This window comes from Mesorhizobium sp. 01N446 (genome assembly GCF_056399285.1).
This window is the reverse complement of record NZ_JBFTRA010000001.1, coordinates 542,600-561,259: the sequence shown is the minus strand read 5'-3', so window position 1 is coordinate 561,259 and position 18,660 is coordinate 542,600. Positions and strand designations below refer to the sequence as shown.

Annotated in this window: 14 protein-coding genes; 4 read left to right on the top strand and 10 right to left on the bottom strand. The window is 65.4% G+C overall.

The window, feature by feature from the left end; translation table 11 throughout:
• Positions 1-50: 50 nt before the first annotated feature.
• From trpA to AC1DPX_RS02485, 4 genes are all read left to right on the top strand, one after another.
• Positions 51-890, top strand: a complete 840-nt coding sequence (trpA, locus tag AC1DPX_RS02500) for a tryptophan synthase subunit alpha (protein WP_010912924.1) — start codon at positions 51-53, stop codon at positions 888-890.
• 48 nt (positions 891-938) lie between these two features.
• Positions 939-1,865, top strand: coding sequence for an acetyl-CoA carboxylase, carboxyltransferase subunit beta (accD, locus tag AC1DPX_RS02495; protein WP_202356673.1), 927 nt, complete (start codon positions 939-941; stop codon positions 1,863-1,865).
• A gap of 123 nt (positions 1,866-1,988) precedes the next feature.
• A complete protein-coding gene (locus AC1DPX_RS02490; RefSeq protein WP_477234349.1) occupies positions 1,989-3,314 on the top strand; it encodes a bifunctional folylpolyglutamate synthase/dihydrofolate synthase in 1,326 nt (441 codons plus the stop codon).
• A 129-nt stretch (positions 3,315-3,443) separates the two neighbouring features.
• A complete protein-coding gene (locus AC1DPX_RS02485) occupies positions 3,444-3,863 on the top strand; it encodes a VOC family protein (protein ID WP_477234347.1) in 420 nt (139 codons plus the stop codon).
• 39 nt (positions 3,864-3,902) lie between these two features.
• Here AC1DPX_RS02485 and AC1DPX_RS02480 read toward each other — a convergent pair whose 3' ends face one another.
• The 10 genes from AC1DPX_RS02480 to AC1DPX_RS02435 all read right to left on the bottom strand — a co-directional run bounded on the left by AC1DPX_RS02480 (position 3,903) and on the right by AC1DPX_RS02435 (position 18,633).
• Positions 3,903-4,184, bottom strand: a complete 282-nt coding sequence (locus AC1DPX_RS02480) for a cupin domain-containing protein (protein ID WP_202356670.1) — start codon at positions 4,182-4,184, stop codon at positions 3,903-3,905.
• A 135-nt stretch (positions 4,185-4,319) separates the two neighbouring features.
• A complete protein-coding gene (gene trxA, locus AC1DPX_RS02475) occupies positions 4,320-4,643 on the bottom strand; it encodes a thioredoxin (RefSeq protein ID WP_140888484.1) in 324 nt (107 codons plus the stop codon).
• 77 nt (positions 4,644-4,720) lie between these two features.
• Positions 4,721-8,233: a double-strand break repair helicase AddA gene (gene addA, locus AC1DPX_RS02470; protein ID WP_477234345.1), complete on the bottom strand. Its 3,513-nt coding sequence runs from the start codon at positions 8,231-8,233 to the stop codon at positions 4,721-4,723.
• Complete coding sequence (gene addB / locus AC1DPX_RS02465; RefSeq protein WP_477234343.1) at positions 8,230-11,364, bottom strand: double-strand break repair protein AddB; 3,135 nt, start codon at positions 11,362-11,364, stop codon at positions 8,230-8,232. The genes addA and addB overlap by 4 nt, the downstream gene beginning before the upstream one ends.
• Complete coding sequence (locus tag AC1DPX_RS02460; RefSeq protein WP_477234341.1) at positions 11,361-12,086, bottom strand: nucleotidyltransferase family protein; 726 nt, start codon at positions 12,084-12,086, stop codon at positions 11,361-11,363. Before AC1DPX_RS02460 ends, addB begins: the two co-directional genes overlap by 4 nt.
• On the bottom strand, positions 12,083-13,594 hold the full coding sequence (gene tsaE, locus AC1DPX_RS02455; RefSeq protein WP_477234339.1) for a tRNA (adenosine(37)-N6)-threonylcarbamoyltransferase complex ATPase subunit type 1 TsaE: 1,512 nt from the start codon (positions 13,592-13,594) through the stop codon (positions 12,083-12,085). The genes AC1DPX_RS02460 and tsaE overlap by 4 nt, the downstream gene beginning before the upstream one ends.
• Before the next feature lie 8 nt (positions 13,595-13,602).
• Positions 13,603-16,158 carry a sensor histidine kinase gene (locus AC1DPX_RS02450; RefSeq protein ID WP_477234337.1) on the bottom strand — a complete coding sequence of 852 codons (2,556 nt, stop codon included), beginning with the start codon at positions 16,156-16,158 and terminating at the stop codon, positions 13,603-13,605.
• 199 nt (positions 16,159-16,357) lie between these two features.
• Positions 16,358-17,758 carry an adenosylhomocysteinase gene (ahcY, locus tag AC1DPX_RS02445; RefSeq protein ID WP_010912937.1) on the bottom strand — a complete coding sequence of 467 codons (1,401 nt, stop codon included), beginning with the start codon at positions 17,756-17,758 and terminating at the stop codon, positions 16,358-16,360.
• Between the two features lie 180 nt (positions 17,759-17,938).
• Positions 17,939-18,235, bottom strand: a complete 297-nt coding sequence (locus AC1DPX_RS02440; RefSeq protein ID WP_010912938.1) for an HPr family phosphocarrier protein — start codon at positions 18,233-18,235, stop codon at positions 17,939-17,941.
• Positions 18,232-18,633 (bottom strand): PTS sugar transporter subunit IIA, encoded by a 402-nt coding sequence (locus AC1DPX_RS02435; RefSeq protein ID WP_010912939.1) that lies wholly within the window; start codon positions 18,631-18,633, stop codon positions 18,232-18,234. The genes AC1DPX_RS02440 and AC1DPX_RS02435 overlap by 4 nt, the downstream gene beginning before the upstream one ends.
• Positions 18,634-18,660 lie beyond the last annotated feature (27 nt).

The window sequence follows — 18,660 nt, the reverse complement described above, 5'->3', positions numbered from 1 at the left end:
GGTTTCGACTTGGGAGTGATTATGAGCAAAATTTGTCCAAAGGGCCAGAAATGACCACCCGTATCGACCGCCGCATGGCGAAGCTCAAGACCGAAGGCCGCCCGGCGCTCGTCACCTATTTCATGGGCGGCGATCCCGACTACGACACCTCGCTGTCGATCATGAAGGCGCTCCCCGGCGCCGGCTCCGATATCATTGAACTCGGCATGCCGTTTTCCGATCCGATGGCCGATGGCCCGGCGATCCAGGCGGCTGGCCTGCGCGCGCTGAAAGGCGGCCAGACGCTGGTCAAGACACTGAAGATGGCGTCCGAATTCCGCGCCGGTGACAATGAAACGCCGATCGTGCTGATGGGCTATTACAACCCGATCTACATCTACGGCGTCGACCGCTTCCTGAAAGACGCGCTGGCCAGCGGCATCGACGGGCTGATCGTCGTCGATCTGCCGCCGGAAATGGACGAGGAGCTTTGCATTCCGGCGCTCAAAGCCGGCATCAACTTCATCCGCCTGGCGACGCCGACCACCGATGACAAGCGCCTGCCTAAGGTGCTGCAGAACACCTCCGGTTTCGTCTATTACGTGTCGATGACCGGCATCACCGGCTCGGCCCTGGCCGACACCGGCAAGGTGGCCGCCGCCGTGAACCGCATCAAGGGCCACACCGACCTGCCGGTCTGCGTCGGCTTCGGCGTCAAGACTGCCGAGCAGGCGCGTGTCATCGGAGCCAATGCCGATGGCGTCGTCGTTGGTACGGCGATCGTCAATGCGGTCGCCAATGTGCTGGGGCCGAAGGGCGAAAAGACCGCCGACCCGGCCGAGGCCGTCGCCACGCTGGTCAGCGGCCTGGCGCAAGGCGTGCGCTCGGCCCGCCTTGCTGCTGCCGAATAGTTTTCCTACGTCTTTTGCCAACTCTTCGTCAGGACAGGAGCCGAAGCGATGAACTGGATCACCAATTACGTTCGCCCGAAGATCAATTCGATGCTCGGCCGGCGCACCGACATGCCCGAGAATCTCTGGATCAAGGATCCCGAGACCGGCGAAATGGTGTTCCACAAGGATCTGGAATCCAACCAGTTCGTCATCCCGTCTTCCGGCCATCACATGAAGATCTCGGCCAAGGAGCGGCTGAAATTCTTCTTCGATGACGGCAAGTACGAGCAGCTCGAAAACCCCAAGGTCGTCCAGGATCCGCTGAAGTTCCGCGACGAGAAGCGCTATGTCGACCGGTTGAAGGACGCCAAGGCCAAGACCGGCCTGGAAGACGCCATCATCAACGCGCTGGGCACCGTCGAGGGCCTGCCGGTGGTGGTCACGGTGCAGGATTTCGCCTTCATGGGTGGCTCGCTCGGCATGGCCGCCGGCGACGCCATCGTGCATGGTTTCGAGGTTGCGCTGCAGCGCAAGCGCCCGCTGATCCTGTTCGCCGCATCCGGCGGCGCTCGCATGCAGGAAGGTATTTTGTCCCTTATGCAGCTGCCGCGCACCACGGTCGGCGTCGACCGGCTGAAGGAAGCCGGCCTTCCCTACATCGTCGTGCTGACCAACCCGACCACCGGTGGCGTCACCGCTTCCTACGCCATGCTGGGCGACGTGCATATTGCCGAGCCTGGCGCGCTGATCGGCTTTGCCGGCCCGCGCGTCATCGAACAGACCATCCGCGAAAAACTGCCGGACGGCTTCCAGCGCTCCGAATATCTGATGGAGCACGGCATGGTCGACATGGTGGTGTCGCGGCTGGAGATGCGCGAAACGATCGCGCGGCTGTTGAAGATGCTGCTCAAACTGCCGGGCGAGCAGAAGCCGCTGGAGCCGGAAATCCTGCCGCCCGCGGTCGTTGCCACCGAAGCCCGGCCGCAGGCCTGAGGACGCGACACCAGCCGCCGCGAACAGCGATTGCGCCATGTCCATGGCGCGCTGTAGCCTTTTGATTGCCTTGGCCATTCCAGGATTGATTCTGGTCCTCGGGCCATGCGCCGGGATTCTGCCATGACAACGCTTGCCGCCGACCGCGAAATCGAAGCCCTGATGGCGCTTCACCCGAAAGGCTTCGACCTTTCGCTCGACCGCATCACGCGGCTCCTGGAGCGGCTGGGCAATCCGCAGGATTTGCTGCCGCCGGTCATCCACATCGCCGGCACCAACGGCAAGGGCTCCTGCGCCGCCTTTTCGCGTGCCCTGCTCGAGGCCGCCGGCCACCTTGTCCATGTCCACACCTCACCACATCTGGTGAACTGGGCCGAGCGCTACAGGCTCGCCGCCGACGGTGGCGGCAAACTCGTCGACGATGAGACCTTCGCCGAGGCCATTGCCCGCGTCGCCAAGGCCAATGACGGCCAGAAGATCACCGTCTTCGAGATCCTCACCGCCGTCACCTTCATCCTGTTTTCCGAACATCCGGCCGAAGCCGCCATCATCGAGGTCGGCCTTGGCGGCCGCTTCGACGCCACCAATGTTGTCGCCGGGCCCGCCGTGTCGGTGATCATGCCGGTGTCGATGGATCATGAGGCCTATCTTGGCGACCGGGTCGAACTGATCGCGGCCGAAAAGGCCGGCATCATGAAGCGCGGCTGCCCGGTGGTCATCGGCGCGCAGGAAAGCGAGACGGCGCTGCAGGTGCTGATCGAGACCGCCGAGCGGCTGGAGTGCCCGACCTTCGTCTACGGCCAGGATTTCCTCGCCTTCGAGGAAAACGGCCGCATGGTCTACCAGGATGAGGATGGCTTGATGGACCTGCCGCCGCCGCGCCTGCCCGGGCGCCACCAGTTCGCCAATGCGGCGGCCGCGATTGCCGCGGTCAAGGCGGCCGGCTTCGAGATCAGCCATCGCGCAGCCGAGAAGGCGATGACCCATGTCGCCTGGCCGGGCCGCATGCAGAAGCTGGCGCAGGGCCGGCTGGCGGAGCTGGCGCCGAAGGGCGCCGACATCTGGCTCGACGGCGGCCACAATCCGGGCGCCGGCGTGGTCGTCGCCGAAGCGCTGGCCGAGCAGGAGGAAAAGAACCCGCGCCCGCTCTTCCTCATTTCGGGCATGATCAACACCAAGGACCAGAGCGGCTATTTCCGTGCCTTCAAGGGCCTCGTCCGGCACGTCTACACCGTGCCGGTGAGCCTGAGCGATGCCGGCGTGCCCAATGACGAACTGGCGATCCGGGCCGCGGAAGCCGGGCTGTCCGCCGAGCCGGTGAGTTCCGTCGCCAACGCGCTGATGCTGCTGCGCGACACCTGGGACGGGCCGGCGCCCCGCATACTCATCGGCGGGTCGCTTTATCTTGCCGGCGCGGTGCTGGCCGAGAATGGCACGCCACCGACCTGAGCAATTCCAGGAAAAGTGTGAGCGGTTTTCCGTCCGGAATTGCGTTAAAACAAAGAGCTAGAGTGGTTCGCCGTTTCCATGAAACGGTGAACGCTCTGAGCGCTTGACGACCAGTGTAGGGAGCCCGTGATGATCAAGGTGAAGCAGCTCGCCCATGTCTGCATTTTCGCCCATGACCTGGAAGCGACGCGCAGTTTCTACCGCGATGTGCTCGGTCTGGACACGCGGTTCAATTTCCTGCGCGACGGCGGGATTTTCGGCTTCTACCTCGATTGCGGCGGCCGCAGCCATGTCGAGGTGTTCCAGAAGGATGCCTCCACCTACAGCGAGCTCAACCAGATCAACCATTTCTGCCTGGAAGTCGAAAACATCGACGCCGCGATCGCTCATATCAAGGCGAAGGGCATCGACGTGACCGCGAAGAAGCACGCCTGCGACGACACCTTTCAGGCCTGCATCCGCGATCCCAACGGCGTGAAGATCGAGCTGTTCGAATACACCGACAAAAGCGCGCAGTTCACCGGCGGGGACCGGATCGCCGACTGGTGACCAGACAGGTCGCACCAGTCCGGGCACAGCTTTGGCGGCTCACTTCAGCTCGATCTCGATAAAAGCATATTCGCCGTCATTGGCGCTGATGACGTCGTGTTCAACGCCTTCCCTACGGAAATAGGGCGCGCCTTTCTTCATCTCGGCGAAGCTTTCGCCGTCCTTGGTCACCAGCTTCACCTTGCCGTCCATCAGCGGCACCACGACATAGTCGTGGCCGTGACGATGCCAGCCGGTGTTGTCGCCGGGCTGGAAGCGGTACTCGGTGACGATGACGCGCTCATTGTCGATGAAGACGGTGGCCTTGGCGGATCCGGTCATGTCGCTCTCCCTGTTTCTGCTGCCAACAGAAGACATGGCGTGCCCTGATGTGAGGGCCAGAGCGGGTTGGCCGATGGCGCCAACAAAAAGCCCGGCACGACGGCCGGGCTTTTGCAATTAGAAATTTCGATTGGATCAGAGGCTGCCGTTGATCCAGTGCGACAGCGCGGTCTTGGGCGCGGCGCCAACCTTCATGTCGGCGACTTCGCCGCCCTTGAAGATCATCAGCGTCGGGATCGAGCGCACGCCGAACTGCGCGGCAAGCTCGGGGTTCTCGTCGATGTTGAGCTTGGCGATCTTGACCTTGCTGCCGAGTTCGAGAGCGATGTCTTCGAGCGCCGGCGCGATCATCTTGCACGGGCCGCACCATTCAGCCCAGAAATCCACCACGACCGGCTCCTTGGCGTTGAGCACGTCGGCCTGGAAATTGTTCTTGTCGACCTTGACGGTGGCACCCATGCGGAAAATTCCTTTCGAGAGTTCTTTGTCGCACCAAATGTGGTGGTTATCTAGCCCTTCTTCAAGCAGGTCTTGTGTCACGCTCCTGTGAGTCGGGCAAGGGCGTCATCCATGGCCCCGGCCGGCAGTTCGATCAGCCGTGGCGCTTCGGTGAACAGCAGGGCTGCCTTGATCTCGCGCCCGGGATATAGCGGCTTGAGCAAGGCGCGATAGAGCGCGAGCTGCAGCAGATAGGCCGGGGGAACCTCGGCCAGCGAGGCGGGCGCCGGCCGGTTGGTCTTGTAGTCGACGATCGAAACCGTATCCGCGCTCACCGCCAGCCGGTCGATCTTGCCGGAAATCGAGCGCGTTTTGCCCCGCACTTCCAGGCTACCCATGATCGCCACCTCGGCGCGCGAGGACGGCGCGAACAGTTGGCCGAGGCGCGGGTCGGCAAGAATGGCGATCACCGACGCCAGGGCCTTTTCCCGCTCCGAGGCGGGCCACCCGGCACCCGTCCGCGCGAGATAACGCTCGGCTGCGCCTTCGCGTTCGCCCTCGGCAAGGCCGGGCAACATCTGCAGCAGCTTGTGCAAGGCGAGCCCGCGCAGCACGGCAAAGCCCGGTTCGGCATCTGCATCCAGCACCGGTGAAGCCTTGTCGACCACCGCTTCCTTGCCTTCGTCGATCAGCGCCGAGGCGCCGGACGGCGACAGCGGCCGGGGCAGGTCCTCGAAGGGCGGCAAGGGCCGGAACAGGGTTCCCGGCAACGGCCCGAAAGCATCGGCCTGCCGCGCCTGTTCATTGGCGCTCGCCGCGACCGGCGGCAGCTTGGTGACGTGGAAACGGTGCACCGGCTCGCCGCCGGCGGGGTGGGCACGCGGTTCGCTCTCGGGCGCACCGATCAGCGCGCGGCTGACGATCGAATGCCAGGTGCCTGTGTTCGGCGCCCGCTTGCCATGATAGCCGCAAACGATCAGCCGGTCCTCGGCGCGGGTCATGCCGACATAGAGCAGCCGGCGGTATTCGTCGTCTGCAAGCTCCCGTGCCCGTGCCGCCGCCGCCTTCGAAAAACCGTTGGCGACATCGCTGGCCGAACGCCAGAGATAGCCCTTGCCGCTCCAAAAGGTGCCAGAGCCGTCGAACGGCATCAGCCGCGGCAGATGCTGGTCGCTGAACGGGGCGGAGCCGCCATCGACCAGGAACACCACCGGCGCTTCCAGGCCCTTGGCGGCATGCACGGTCATGACGCGGACCTCGTCACGCGTCTGGTCCATCTCGCGCTTGATCTCGGGCCCGGCGTTTTCCAGCGTCGACAGGAAGGCTTCCAGTCCGGGCAGGCCGGTCCGCTCCTCGGCCAGGCAGAAGCTCAGGAATTCATCGAGAATATCGCCGGCTTCCGGCCCGAGCCGCGCGATCATCTTTCTGCGCACGCCATCGCGCGCCAGGAGGCTGGCATAGAATTCGAACACCGGCTTGAAAGCGGCCTCGTCAGCCCAGACATCGAGTTGCGCGACAATCTTCGCCAGGCGCTCGTTTTCTTCGGCATGCTGGCGCAGCGACGCGGCCAGCGACAGGCCGGGTGGCCGCTGCGCGGCGAGCGTGAACAACGCCTCCTCCGGCAGGTCGAAGATCGGGCTGCGCAGCACGGCGGCCAGCGACAGATCATCCTGCGGCTGGATCAGCAGATGGCCGAGCGCGATCAGGTCCTTGACGGCGATATGGCCTGGCAGGCTCAGCCGGTCGGCGCCGGCGACCGGAATGTCGCGGCGTTTCAAGGCGCGCGTCAGCGCATGGACAAAACTGTCGCGCTTGCGCACCAGCACCAGCACGTCGCCAGGCCGCAGCCGCTTGCCGCGGCCCTCGATGATTTCGCCTTTGCCGATCCAGCCGGCAATGGTCGCCGCCACATTCTCGGCAACACGCACTGCCGGCGCATGGGCGTGGTCGATGGCTTGCGTCCAGTCGTCGGGTTCGTCGACGACATCGGCGCCGATCGATGGCCATACCTCGACATAGCCCGGCGCATCGGTGCGGATCGCCTTGTGGCTCAGCGGATCGGGATCATGGCTGATGCCGCGCCGCACGATCGGATCGGCAAAGACGCGGTCGACGGCGGCCAGAACGTCGTCGGTCGAGCGGAACGACCAGGTCAGCTTGAGGTCGGCAAAGGACGCTTCGGCGTCGCGCACCCGGCCGGAAAACAGCAGCCGGCTGTCGGCGAAAGAGTCCGGCGCTGCACCCTGGAAGGAATAGATCGACTGCTTTTCGTCGCCGACGGCAAACACCGTGCGGTGGACCCGGTCGCGCGCGCCGAAGCCGGCGAAAAATTCCTCCGCCAACCGCTTCACCACCTCCCATTGATCCGGGCTGGTGTCCTGCGCCTCGTCGAGCAGGATGTGGTCGATGCCCTGGTCGAGCTTGTATTGCACCCAGGGTCCAGCATCGGGCCGCGCCAGAAGGTTGACCGTGCGGGTGATCAGATCGTTGAAGTCGAGAAAGCCGCGGCCGCGCTTCAGCACTTCGTAGCGGGCGATCAGCCAGTCGGCGATGGTCAGCGCCGCACGTGTGCCTTCCAGCATGCGGAACAGCGCCAGCCGGTCGACGGTTTCGATGATGGTGCCTGCCGCCGAGAGGTAGCGCTCGGCTAGATCGGGCAATCGGTCGGCCAGCGCTTTCTTGAAGGCCTTCGCCAGGTCGTAGGGATCGCCGTCGGTCTTGAGGAAGGCTCTGGCGAGCAGTTGCAGCCGGCGAACGGGATCGCTCTCGGCGAAAGCCTGACGCGCATAAGGCAGGATGTTGTTCAGCACCGACCTGGCGTCGGTGGATTCGGCGGCCTGGGCAAAGCCGGCAAAATAGTCGGGCAGGAAGCCGGGCAGTGGCCAGACCGAGGCCGCCAAGCCTTCGGCGGTCTGGCCGGGACGGAAATGGAATTCATCGAACAATGGCTGGAAGCCGTCACGCCCGACCGCATCGAGGAAATTGCGCAAGCCGTCGCGCTTGCGCACGATTTCGCCGAGCAAGGCATCGAGACCGGCCTCGCCGCCGCGTTCCAGCACGGTGGCGAAGGCGTCGGCCAGATCCGGGTTGCCGGCGGCCGTGCCGGAGATCATCTCGCGGCGCGCGGCGGCGAACAGCGATGCTTCCATCTGGCCGTCGAGCATCTCGAAATGGGCCGGGATGTTGGCTTCTAGCGGGAACTGGTGGAGCACCGATTCGCAGAAAGCGTGGATGGTCTGGATCTTCAGCCCACCCGGCGTTTCCAGCGCTTCGGCGAACAGGCGTCGCGCCCGGCGCATGGTGTCGCCGTCGGGCCGCCGTCCTTCCAGCGCTTCGATCTTTCCGGCCAGATCGGCGTCGCCGAGCACCGTCCAGTCCGACAGTGTGGAAAAGACCCGGTTCGACATGTTGGCGGCGGCGGCGCGCGTATAGGTCAGGCACAGGATCTTCGACGGATCGGTGCCGTTGAGCAGAAGCCGGATGACGCGCTGCGCCAGCACATGGGTCTTGCCGGAGCCGGCATTCGCCGACACCCAGGCCGAGTTCTGGGGATCGGCGGCGCGGGCCTGGCTGTTGGCGGTGTCGCTCGGGATGGGATAGGCCTTCTTCATGCCTCCCCTCCCTCGTCACCGGCATCGCCGCCGGCCGACCATTCGAGCACGCGGGCGAGATGATCGTAGTCGCCATCGGTCTCGCCTTCGCGAAACGGCAGCGCGCGCGACAGATAGCCGGTCTCCAGGTCGGCATAGTGGACCAGCAGCTTTTCCAGCCGCGCCCAGGCCTCTTCGGCAAGATCGGCGGCGGTCCTGGGCTGGCGGTTGTGCTCGAGGATGGACTCCTCGAACACCTCGCCATTCGGCTTCAACCTGATGAAGGCCAATTGAGAGGGTTCGCGCGCGCCCAGATCCTTGAAGGCGCCGCGCCTGAGCAGCGCGCCTTCCAGCGCCAGCTGCGGTGCCAGCAGCGTGTGCGCCTGCGCCTTCGAGGGCGAGGAGCCGGTCTTATAGTCCAGTATGTCGGCCATGCCGCCGGCCAGCAGGTCGACGCGGTCGGCGTAGCCGGACAGCGTCACGCCGGACTGGCCGACCACGGTCTTCCCCGCGCGCTCCTCGGCATGGCGCCGGATCACGGCATCGGCACGCGTGCGCTCCCATTCGACGATGTTGGCGGCGAGCTTTTCGAAGCGTGGCCACCACACCGCCTCGACATCGGTCGGAAGGGCGGCGTCTGCAAAGCAGGCGCGGCCGGCGGCGATGAGGCCGCCCAGCGCGTCGGGCGCGCGCGGATCGGCGACCTCAGACGAGAACAGGTGCAGGATGGCGTGGAACAGCGTGCCGCGCTCGGCCGCACCGGGGTCACGGATGAGCGGATCGAGCGGCATCAGGCCGAGGATGCGTCTGGCATAGACGGCGTAGGGGTCGCGCCGCAACGTCTCGATCTCGGTGACCGAGAAATGCGTTGGGCGCACCGACAGAGGCGGTTTCGGCTGCGGCCGCGGCGCGAAATCCTGCTTTGGTCCGGTATCGAGCGCGCGAGCCCAGGCAAGCAGCTCGTCGCCGCGCCGGCGAAGGCTTACCGCCTGTTCCGTGCCGATGAAGGTGAGCAGCCGCTGCAGCCAGCGCGACGGCACGGCGGGTGCGTCGCCGGAACGCGCCGAGCGGGCCAAAACGACGTGTCTCGCGCCCATCGCCATCTGGAAATCATGCGCGGCGAGGCCGATGCGCCGTTCCGGCGGTTCGAGATCGATGCCGGTCTTCATCAGCCGCGACATGAAGCGGTCGCTCTCCGGCTTGCGCGGCCACACACCTTCGTTGAGGCCGCCAATGATCAGCGTGTCGACGTCCTGCAACCGCGCTTCCAGCGCACCCCAGATGGCGATGTTCCTGTCGGTGCCTTGCGCCGGCTTGACCGTCTCGGGCGCGATCAGCGCATCCATCACATCGGGCCATTCGCTCGCCGCGAATGACAACGAGGCCGAAGCGGCGACCAGCCCGCGCAGCAATTCGGCGAGCTTTTCACCGGCATCGCCGGCATAGAGCTCGCCCAGGCCGCCATCGGCGGTGCGGCCAAGGCTTTCCAGCGCCACGACGCTGGCTTTGACCAGTGTGGCAAGATCGGCGTCCGCCTGGCCGCGAAAGGCTGAAAGCGGCGCCAATGCTTCTGTCAGGCGTGCCAGCAAACTCCGCGCATCTTCGATGGAGCGCACGGTGAGACGGGAAAACCAGAAGGGCGGCCGGCTGTCGCCGCCCAGTTCCGTCAGTCGGGCCTCGAACAAGTCCGGCAGCGAAACGATGTCGGGACGGCCGGTGCCTCCGCGCAGCGCCACCAGTTCGACTAGTTCCGCCGCGTGGCGCACAGCGGCGCGTTCGAGGCCGAGGCCGAGCAGCGGATGCTTGAGCAGCGACAAGAGCCCGACCGGATCGCCCGGCCGGAACACCGCTTCGAGCGCCAGCCGGAGCAGGCTGGCCGCCGGGCTGTTGGCGAGCGGCGTGCCACCGGAATCGTCGGCAACGACGCCAAAGCGCTTGAGTTCGACCGAGACGCGCCGTGCCAGCGCGCGGTCGCCAGTGACGAGAGCCGCCCTTCGGCCGGGATCTTCCACGGCCTGTTTGAGCGCGACGGCGATGGCGACGGCTTCATCGCGTTCGCTTGCTGCTTCCAATAGCGTCACATCGGCAAAAGCGCCGGCGATATCGGCCACCGAAAACCCGCTGCGTGTTTCGGCCCATAGCTCAGTGGTCTCGGCCGGCCGCAGCGCCTCGCCGACAAGGGCCGCGCGAAGCGCAAGGTGCGGCTCGGCAGCGCCGATCTCCTCGACATCCGAGCGCAGCACGCCGATCTTGCCGATCAGCCTGGCCAGGCCATATTGCGGGTGGCCAAGCACGGCGGGCCGCGCGCCCGGAGCGACAAGCGCCTGGAACGACGCTTCGTCCAGCGTCCGGTCGAGCCCGGGCAGCACGATGGCGCCGCCGGGCAGGCGGGCGATCGCGGCAAGCAGCTCCGCCGTGGCCGGGATGGAACCGGTCGATCCCGCGGCGAGGACCGGTCCGGCGGGCGGATTGCGCCGCAGCCGCGCCGCCTCGGAGCGGATCAGTGCGCTGCGATGCGCGGCCGGATTGGAGCGGTCGCTCTCGCTCAGGAATTTCGGCCAGGCATCGGTGACGATGCCGAGGAATTCGAGCGTCACCTGCCACCAGCCGGCGAGGTTGCCGGTCACCAGATCGGCGAGCTTGGTCCAGTCGGTGCCTTCCGTCTCGATCTCATCCATCAACCCTGCAAGATCGCGTGCCAGCCAGATTGCGTCGGCCGTGGAAGCGGGGATGACGATTTCCTCCGCGAAAAGCTTCGCCACATGCTCCGGCAGCCGGCGTTTCCACGCACGCACCAGCGGCGTCAGCAGCAACAGGCGTTCGGTCGCCGAGATCGGCGGCGCGAGATCGATCGCGGCAGCCGGCTCGGCGTCGAACAAGGCTTCGTCCTCATCGAACTCGCCGAGCGGGCGGATGACCGGCAGGATCGCCGAACCGCCGCCGCCGCGTGCCTTCAAACTGTCGACGAAGACACCACGCAGGGCGCGCGCGGCGCGGCGCGTCGGCACATAGATAGTGACATCGGCCAGAGCGAGCGGATCGCCGTCGAAACGAAATCCCGGAACCAGCCGGCCGGCAAGCAGCGCCTCGGCCAGYGTCGGCAGGAACGGCGCTCCGGGGGGGATAGAGAAAACGCGGCTTGAGCCGCTCATTGCGACTCGGTTAGCGCGCCGGCGACCGCTGCTTCCGCTTGCGGGATGGCATCGGGCGTGCCGACGGTGATCCAGTGGCCGTGCATCGGCATGCCGAACAGCCGGCCTGCGGCTATTGCCGTGTCGAAATAGGCATTGAGCGAATGCGGTTCGGCCGGGGCATCCTTGAACAGGCGCGGATGGATGATCGCCGCGCCGGCATAGATCAACCCCGCTGGATCGCCTTTTGAACGCCGCAAGGCGCCGTCCGGCGCCACCAGGAAATCGGTGCTGCCACAGTGTCCTGTCGCTTGGTGGAGATCCGCCAGCATCAGCAGAATATCCATTTTCGCGGCGTCCCACGCAAGGGCAAGCCGCCCGAGATTGAGCGGGCCGTGATCAATCCAGAACGTGTCGGCGTTGAGGATGTAGAAGGGCTGTTGACCCAGTTCCGGCAGCGCCTTGACGATGCCGCCGGCCGAATCGAGCAGCCGGTCGCTCTCATCGGAAATGACGATCTTCGGTGCCCGGCGCGCCGCGACATGGGCGATGATCTGTTCGGGAAGATAGTGGACGTTGACCACGGCCTTGGCGACGCCGGCGGCGGCGAGGCTGTCCAGCCCCCAGTCGAGCAACGTCTTGCCGGCGATCCTGACCAGCGGCTTGGGGATCGTGTCGGTGATCGGCCGCATGCGCTTGCCTAGCCCGGCGGCAAGGACGATGGCAGTGTCCGGTCTTGTCACAGCGTTCGTTCCTCGAGCAAGCCATGCGTATTGTAGAAATCCCGCAGGCTGGCAAGCGCCGGGTGGGACAGCGCCCGGCGCAGATAGTCGCGGATGCGCGGCAGGTGCTTCAGATAATAAGGTTTGCCGTCGCGCTTTTCGAGGCGCACGAAAATGCCGAGGATCTTGGAATTGCGCTGCGCGGCCATGATTGCATAGGCTTCCCGGAAACTTGGCTCGTCAAAAGCCCCCGCTGCATGGCGCGCCGCGACATAGGCATCGAGCGTCCGCTTCTCGATCTCCGGCGATAGGGTGACGCGGGCATCCATGGCGAGCGAAGCGACGTCATAGGCTGAGGGCCCGATCAGAGCATCCTGGAAATCGACGATGCCCAGACGGTCATGGCCGGCGCGGTCGCCACGCCAGATGATGTTGGGCGAATGGAAGTCGCGCAGCATCAGCGTGTATTCGCTGCCTTTCAGCCGATCGAAAAGCGCATTCCATTCCCTGGCGTAGCCGGTACGCAGATCGTCGCTGGCCGCAGCGCCCGATATTGCCGGCACATACCAGTCGACCAGCAAATCGGCTTCGATCATCATCGCGTCGCGGTCGAAGGGCGGCACCTCGTGGAAACTGCCCGGTCCCGCCTGCAGGCGCCGCGGCCAGGTCCTGCCATGCATCATGGCCAGCAGTTCGGCCGCCGCCGCGTAGCGTTCCGCTATGGGTTCGCCGTCCGTGCCGAGAAATCCCTGCGAGCCGAGATGTTCGATGAGCAAGAAACCCTGGTCCTGGTCCTCGGCATGGATTTCGGGAACGCTGACGCCGCCAGCCTTCAACGCCCGGTCTATGGCAACGAAGGCGGAGACCGACTGGGCGGTGTGGGCGATGACCGCATAGGGTTTGCCATCGCGCACCGGTGGGCCGAGCACCAGCCGCGGCGAGTTCATCAGCACGCAGGGCTCCTGGCCGGCGAGCGTCACGATCTCATAGGAACGGGCCGAGGCGTCGCCGATGAAATGGCGCCGCCGCGCTTCGCCCCAGCCGGCATGTTCCAGAAAACCGCGCATGGCCAGCGACCGCGCCGCGCGGTCGAAGGCTGCCCCTTGCCCGGACAGCCGTGCCAGGCGGCCCTCGCCATGCTGGACGAGTTCGATCGAGAGCGTGGTCTTCGGCAGATAGCCCTCCGCCCGTTCGGGCCATTCGACCAGCGCGGCCCCTTGCGTCAGCGCTTCGTCGAAGCCGAGTTCGTCGAGCTCGGCTGCCGATGACAGGCGGTAGAGGTCGAAATGGTGCACCGGAATGCGCGTGTCGTAGCTCTGCACCAGGGTGAAGGTCGGGCTCGGCACATCGAGGCCGGCATCATCGGCCAGCGCCCGGATCAGCGCCCGCGCCAGCGTCGATTTGCCGGCGCCGAGATCGCCCTTGAGAGCCAGCACATCGCCGGCGCGCAGGGACAGCGCCAGGTCCTCGCCCAGCCGCGCGGTCTGTGTCTCATCCGTGAGCAAACGCTCCAGCACCAGGCCCGTCATCGAGCGCGCTACTCGGCCGCGGCGCGGATGCCCGGCATGTCGGGGAAGGTGCAGATGACGGTCGTGCCCTTGTCCTTGCCGGTTTCGATGCGAACATTGCCGCCATGCAGTTCGACGAAGCTCTTGACGATCGACAGGCCGAGTCCGGCGCCGCGCCGGCGGCCGCCATTGGTGCGCGGTTCGAAGCGGCGGAACACCGAATCCAGCACGTCCGGCGGCATGCCGGGTCCATCGTCATGAACGGAAAACTCTACCCCGTCCGCCAGATGCCGGCAGGCGAGCCGGATGGTGCTGGCTTCCGGCGCGTAGTTGGCGGCGTTGCTGAGCAGATTGTAGAGGATCTGGCGGATGCGGGTCTCGTCGCCGTGGAAGGTCTTCGGCGCGGCGGCGGCATCGACCGCGAGCCGGATCGAATGCTCCTGCAGCCGGTCGGCAACGAGTTCCGCGGCCGCCGCGATGGTGCGGTCGACATGCACCTCGGAAATGTCGAGCTGCATGATGCCGGCATCGACGGTCGCAAGGTCGAGTATGTCGTTGACGATGGTCAGCAGCACCGAAGAGGACGAACTGACATGCTCGACATACTCCCGCTGCTTTTGGTTCAGCGGTCCGGTGGTGGGCAGTGAAAGCAGTTCGGTGAAGCCGATGATGTTGGTCAACGGCGAACGCAGTTCGTAGGACACGTGCTGGACGAAGTCGTTCTTGAGCTGGTCGGATTTCTCCAGCGCCTCGTTCTTGTCCTTCAGCGCACGTTCGACATGGACGCTGTCGGTGACGTCGACGAAGGTCATCATCACTTGCCCGTTGGGCAGCGGGATCACGGCGTAGCGCAGCACGGTGCCGTTGTTGAGTTCGCTCTGGCCGTGGCGGTCGCGGCGTTCGTCGTCGAAACCGGTGATGGCGGCGACGAAACCCGGCCAGGGGCTGTCGACCGCCTGGCGGTCGCAAAGGTCGCGTATGGTGGAGACGTGCACATTGGGCTTGGCGGCTTCGCCGCTCAATCTCCAGAGTGTCGCAAAGGCTGGGTTCGACAGGCGCAGCCGCCCATCGGGCCCGAACACCGCCACGCCCTCGGCGAGATTGTCGAGCGTCTCGCCCTGGACGCGCACCGCGGTGCGGTAGCGGCTTTCCAGGTCCATCTTCTCGGTCAGGTTCTCGAACACCCAGGTGACGCCGCCCTTGGGCTGCGGGTTGGCGACGACGCGGATGGTCTTGCCGTCGGGCAGATGCCACCAATGTTCCTGCGATTCCACCGCGCGGTAGGCGCCGAGCAGGCCTTCCTTCCAGCGGCGCCATTCGGGCTGCTCGGCAATCTTGCCCTCGCTGCGCAGCCGGTCGAGCAAAAGCGCATTGTCGGGCGCGCTGTGCAGGAAGCCGATGTCGAGGCCCCACAGTTTCTGGAAGGCCTGGTTGAAGAAGCGCAGCTTCTCGTCGGTGTCGAAGATGGCGACCGCGGTGTTGAGCTGGTCGAGCGTGTCGGCGTGGCTGCGCACCGTGCGCTCATATTCGCCGCGAATGGTCTCGATGGCGCTGGTGTCGGCGGCAAGGCCGGCCGAACCGTCGGCGCCGGCGAAGTCGGTCACCGCGAAGACGCGGCGGTCGCCCTCGATCACCGTGGACAGCGACTGCTCGAAGACCGGATGCGTCTTGTGCTGGGCGGCGATTGCCTCGCGTGCCTGGCCGCCGAGGAATTCCTTGGCGTCGCGGACGGCGGCTTCCGGGCTTTCGGCTTCGACCGCGTCGGCATAGGCCCGGTTGACCCATTTCAGGCGTCCGTGCTCGTCGCGCAGCCATGCCGGCATCTTCAGCGCTTCGAGCAGGCCGATCATCGTGTCATGGTCGGCGGCCAGCCGCTGGTTGTCGATCTTCAGCCGGGCCTGGCTGCGCTGTGTCTCGGAAAGCGAGACAAACCGCACCAGTATGTGCGCGGCGCTCTTGCGGCCATGCACTTCGAGCGGTGCGCCGGCCTGCGATTCGATGACGAGGTCGAAGGGCCTGGCCTTTTCGCGCAAGCCCGCGATAGCGTGCTCGAGCGCCGCCGCCGAGCGGGGCATCAGCCAGCGGCCGAAGGCCAGAAATGCCGCCCGCTCCTCCGGCGCGCCGCTTTCGACCGGCAATGTGCCGATGAGTTCGGGTTTCTTGTTTTCCGAGGCCCAGACCACCACGCGCTGGTCGCGCAGATTGAGCAGCGCTTCCGAACGGCGCAGGGCCGCGTTGATGTCGGCGACGCGGCTTCTCAGTTCGACATTCTCCGCCGAGGTGCGGGCCCGCTCGCGGATGAGAACGATGGCCGACAGGAATGCCGCGCCCGTCACGCCGACGAACACGGCAAGCTGCATGACTTCGACCGTGTTGATCGACAGGCCGGCGGTGGCCACGGCGGCGTTCTCGGCATGCGCCACGGCGCTGGCCAGTGGGCCGGCCAGCGCGGAACTGGCCAGGAACAGCCCGACGCGGGCGCGCCATGAAAGGCGCCCGCCCTGAATGGTCGAGCCTATGGTCCCCGAATCGTCATGGCCGCCGGAAACGGCCGATCCCGCTCCGTGCGGGTTTTGCCCCGGCATGTCTTGGTCCTCTCCGCCGCCTGAATGCAAGACCGCCCTGAAACGCGCCTCTCTGATCCCCTCTCGGGCCGGAAGCGTCGCGAATCACCTGACAATAAACCCTCGCCGAATCGCCGTGAAGGCTGATCGCGCGCAAAAATAAAGCCGGGCGAAAAGTCAATCGCCCGGCCTCAATATCTGGTAGTAAATTTAGCTTTGGTTAATAGCGGTAGTGTTCCGGCTTGAACGGACCCTGCGGCGTGACGCCGATATAGGCGGCCTGCTCACCCGACAGTTCGGTCAGGCGTGCGCCGAGCTTGTCGAGGTGCAGGCGGGCGACCTTCTCGTCGAGATGCTTGGGCAGGACATAGACCTGGTTCTGGTACTGCTCGCCCTTGGTGAACAGCTCGATCTGGGCCAGCACCTGGTTGGTGAAGGACGCCGACATGACGAAGCTCGGATGGCCGGTGGCGTTGCCGAGATTGAGCAGGCGGCCTTCGGACAGGAGGATCATCCGCTTGCCGTCCGGGAAGGTAATCATGTCGACCTGCGGCTTGACGTTGGTCCATTTCAGATTGCGCAGCGAAGCGACCTGGATCTCGTTATCGAAGTGGCCGATATTGCCGACGATCACCATGTCCTTCATCGACCGCATATGGTCGAGGGTGACGACATCCTTGTTGCCGGTGGTGGTGATGACGATGTCGGCGGTCGGGGCCGCGTCTTCCAGGGTTACCACTTCAAAGCCGTCCATCGCCGCCTGCAGCGCGCAGATCGGGTCGACCTCGGTGACCTTGACGCGGGCGCCGGCGCCCTTGAGCGAGGCCGACGAGCCCTTGCCGACGTCGCCATAGCCGCAGACGACCGCGACCTTGCCGGCCATCATCGTGTCGGTGCCGCGACGGATGCCGTCGACCAGCGATTCCTTGCAGCCATACTTGTTGTCGAACTTCGACTTGGTGACGGAATCGTTGACGTTGATGGCGGGGAAGGGCAGCAGGCCCTTCTTCTGCAACTGGTAGAGCCGGTTGACGCCCGTGGTCGTCTCTTCGGTGACGCCGCGAATCGCCGCCTTCTGCTTGGTGAAGAAGCCGGGCGAAGCCTTCAGGCGCTTCTTCACCTGGGCGTAGAAATATTCCTCTTCCTCGCTTTGCGGGTTGGACAGCACGTCCTCGCCGGCCTCGGCGCGGGCGCCGATCAGGATATACATGGTGGCGTCGCCGCCATCGTCGAGGATCATGTTGGAGAGGCCGCCGTCGGCCCACTGGAAGATCCGGTCGGTATAATCCCAGTACTGTTCAAGGCTCTCGCCCTTGACGGCGAAGACCGGAATGCCGGCCTCGGCGATGGCCGCGGCGGCGTGGTCCTGGGTCGAGAAGATGTTGCAGGACGCCCAGCGGATGTCGGCGCCGAGCGCCTTCAGCGTCTCGATCAGCACCGCGGTCTGGATGGTCATGTGTAGCGAGCCGGTGATGCGCGCGCCCTTCAGCGGCTTCTTGGCGCCAAATTCCTCGCGGCAGGCCATCAGGCCCGGCATTTCGGTTTCGGCGATATCCAGTTCCTTGCGGCCCCAGCCGGCGAGCGAGATGTCGGCGACCACATAGTCCTTGCTACCCGTCATGGCAGTGCTCCGTGCGATTTGATGTGCTTGCGAATTGGTTGCGGATACGCCCGCGCCGGTCGGCGCGTCGAAGGCGCGAATTGCCGGCCTGACTAGCAGATCATGCTCAAGACGACAATGGGATATAAAGAAATCTTTATCCCTGCATGTCCCGCAGGCATGCTTGGGCGGTGCGTGGGATCAGCATTCCTCGCCGAAGCGCGACGCCACAAGCTGCTCCAGCGCGTCCATGACCTCAAGCGCCTCCGGCCCGCTGGCGGTGACGCGGATCGAGTAGCCCGGGCTGGCGGCGAGCATCATCAGGCCCATGATCGACGTGCCGCCGACCTTGACGCCATCCTTCTCGACATGGACGGCGGCGTCGAAGCCGCTGGCGAGCTGGACGAATTTCGCCGAGGCGCGTGCATGCAGGCCGCGCTGGTTGACGATCGGAAACTCCCGGACGATGTGGTCTTTTTCCGGGGATAGCGCGTTCATTTGCTGCTCAGAAGCTGGCTGGCGACATTGATGTATTTGCGTCCGGCCGCCTGCGCCTCGTCGAGCGCGGCCGCCATGTTGTCGCCCTTGCGGATCGAGGACAGCTTGATCAGCATCGGCAGGTTCATGCCGGCGATGACTTCGGTGCGGCCGGATTCCATCACCGAAATGGCGAGGTTCGACGGCGTGCCGCCGAACATGTCGGTCAGCACGATGACGCCCGCTCCGGTATCGACACGGGCGACGGCGTCGACGATGTCGCGGCGACGCTGTTCCATATCGTCGTCGGCACCGATCGCCACGGTTTCGAAATTGTCTTGTGGCCCGACGACATGTTCGACGGCATGTCGGAATTCGGTGGCCAGTTGACCGTGCGTTACAAGCACGAGTCCGATCATTCTTTGGTGGCTCCCGTCATCGCCGCT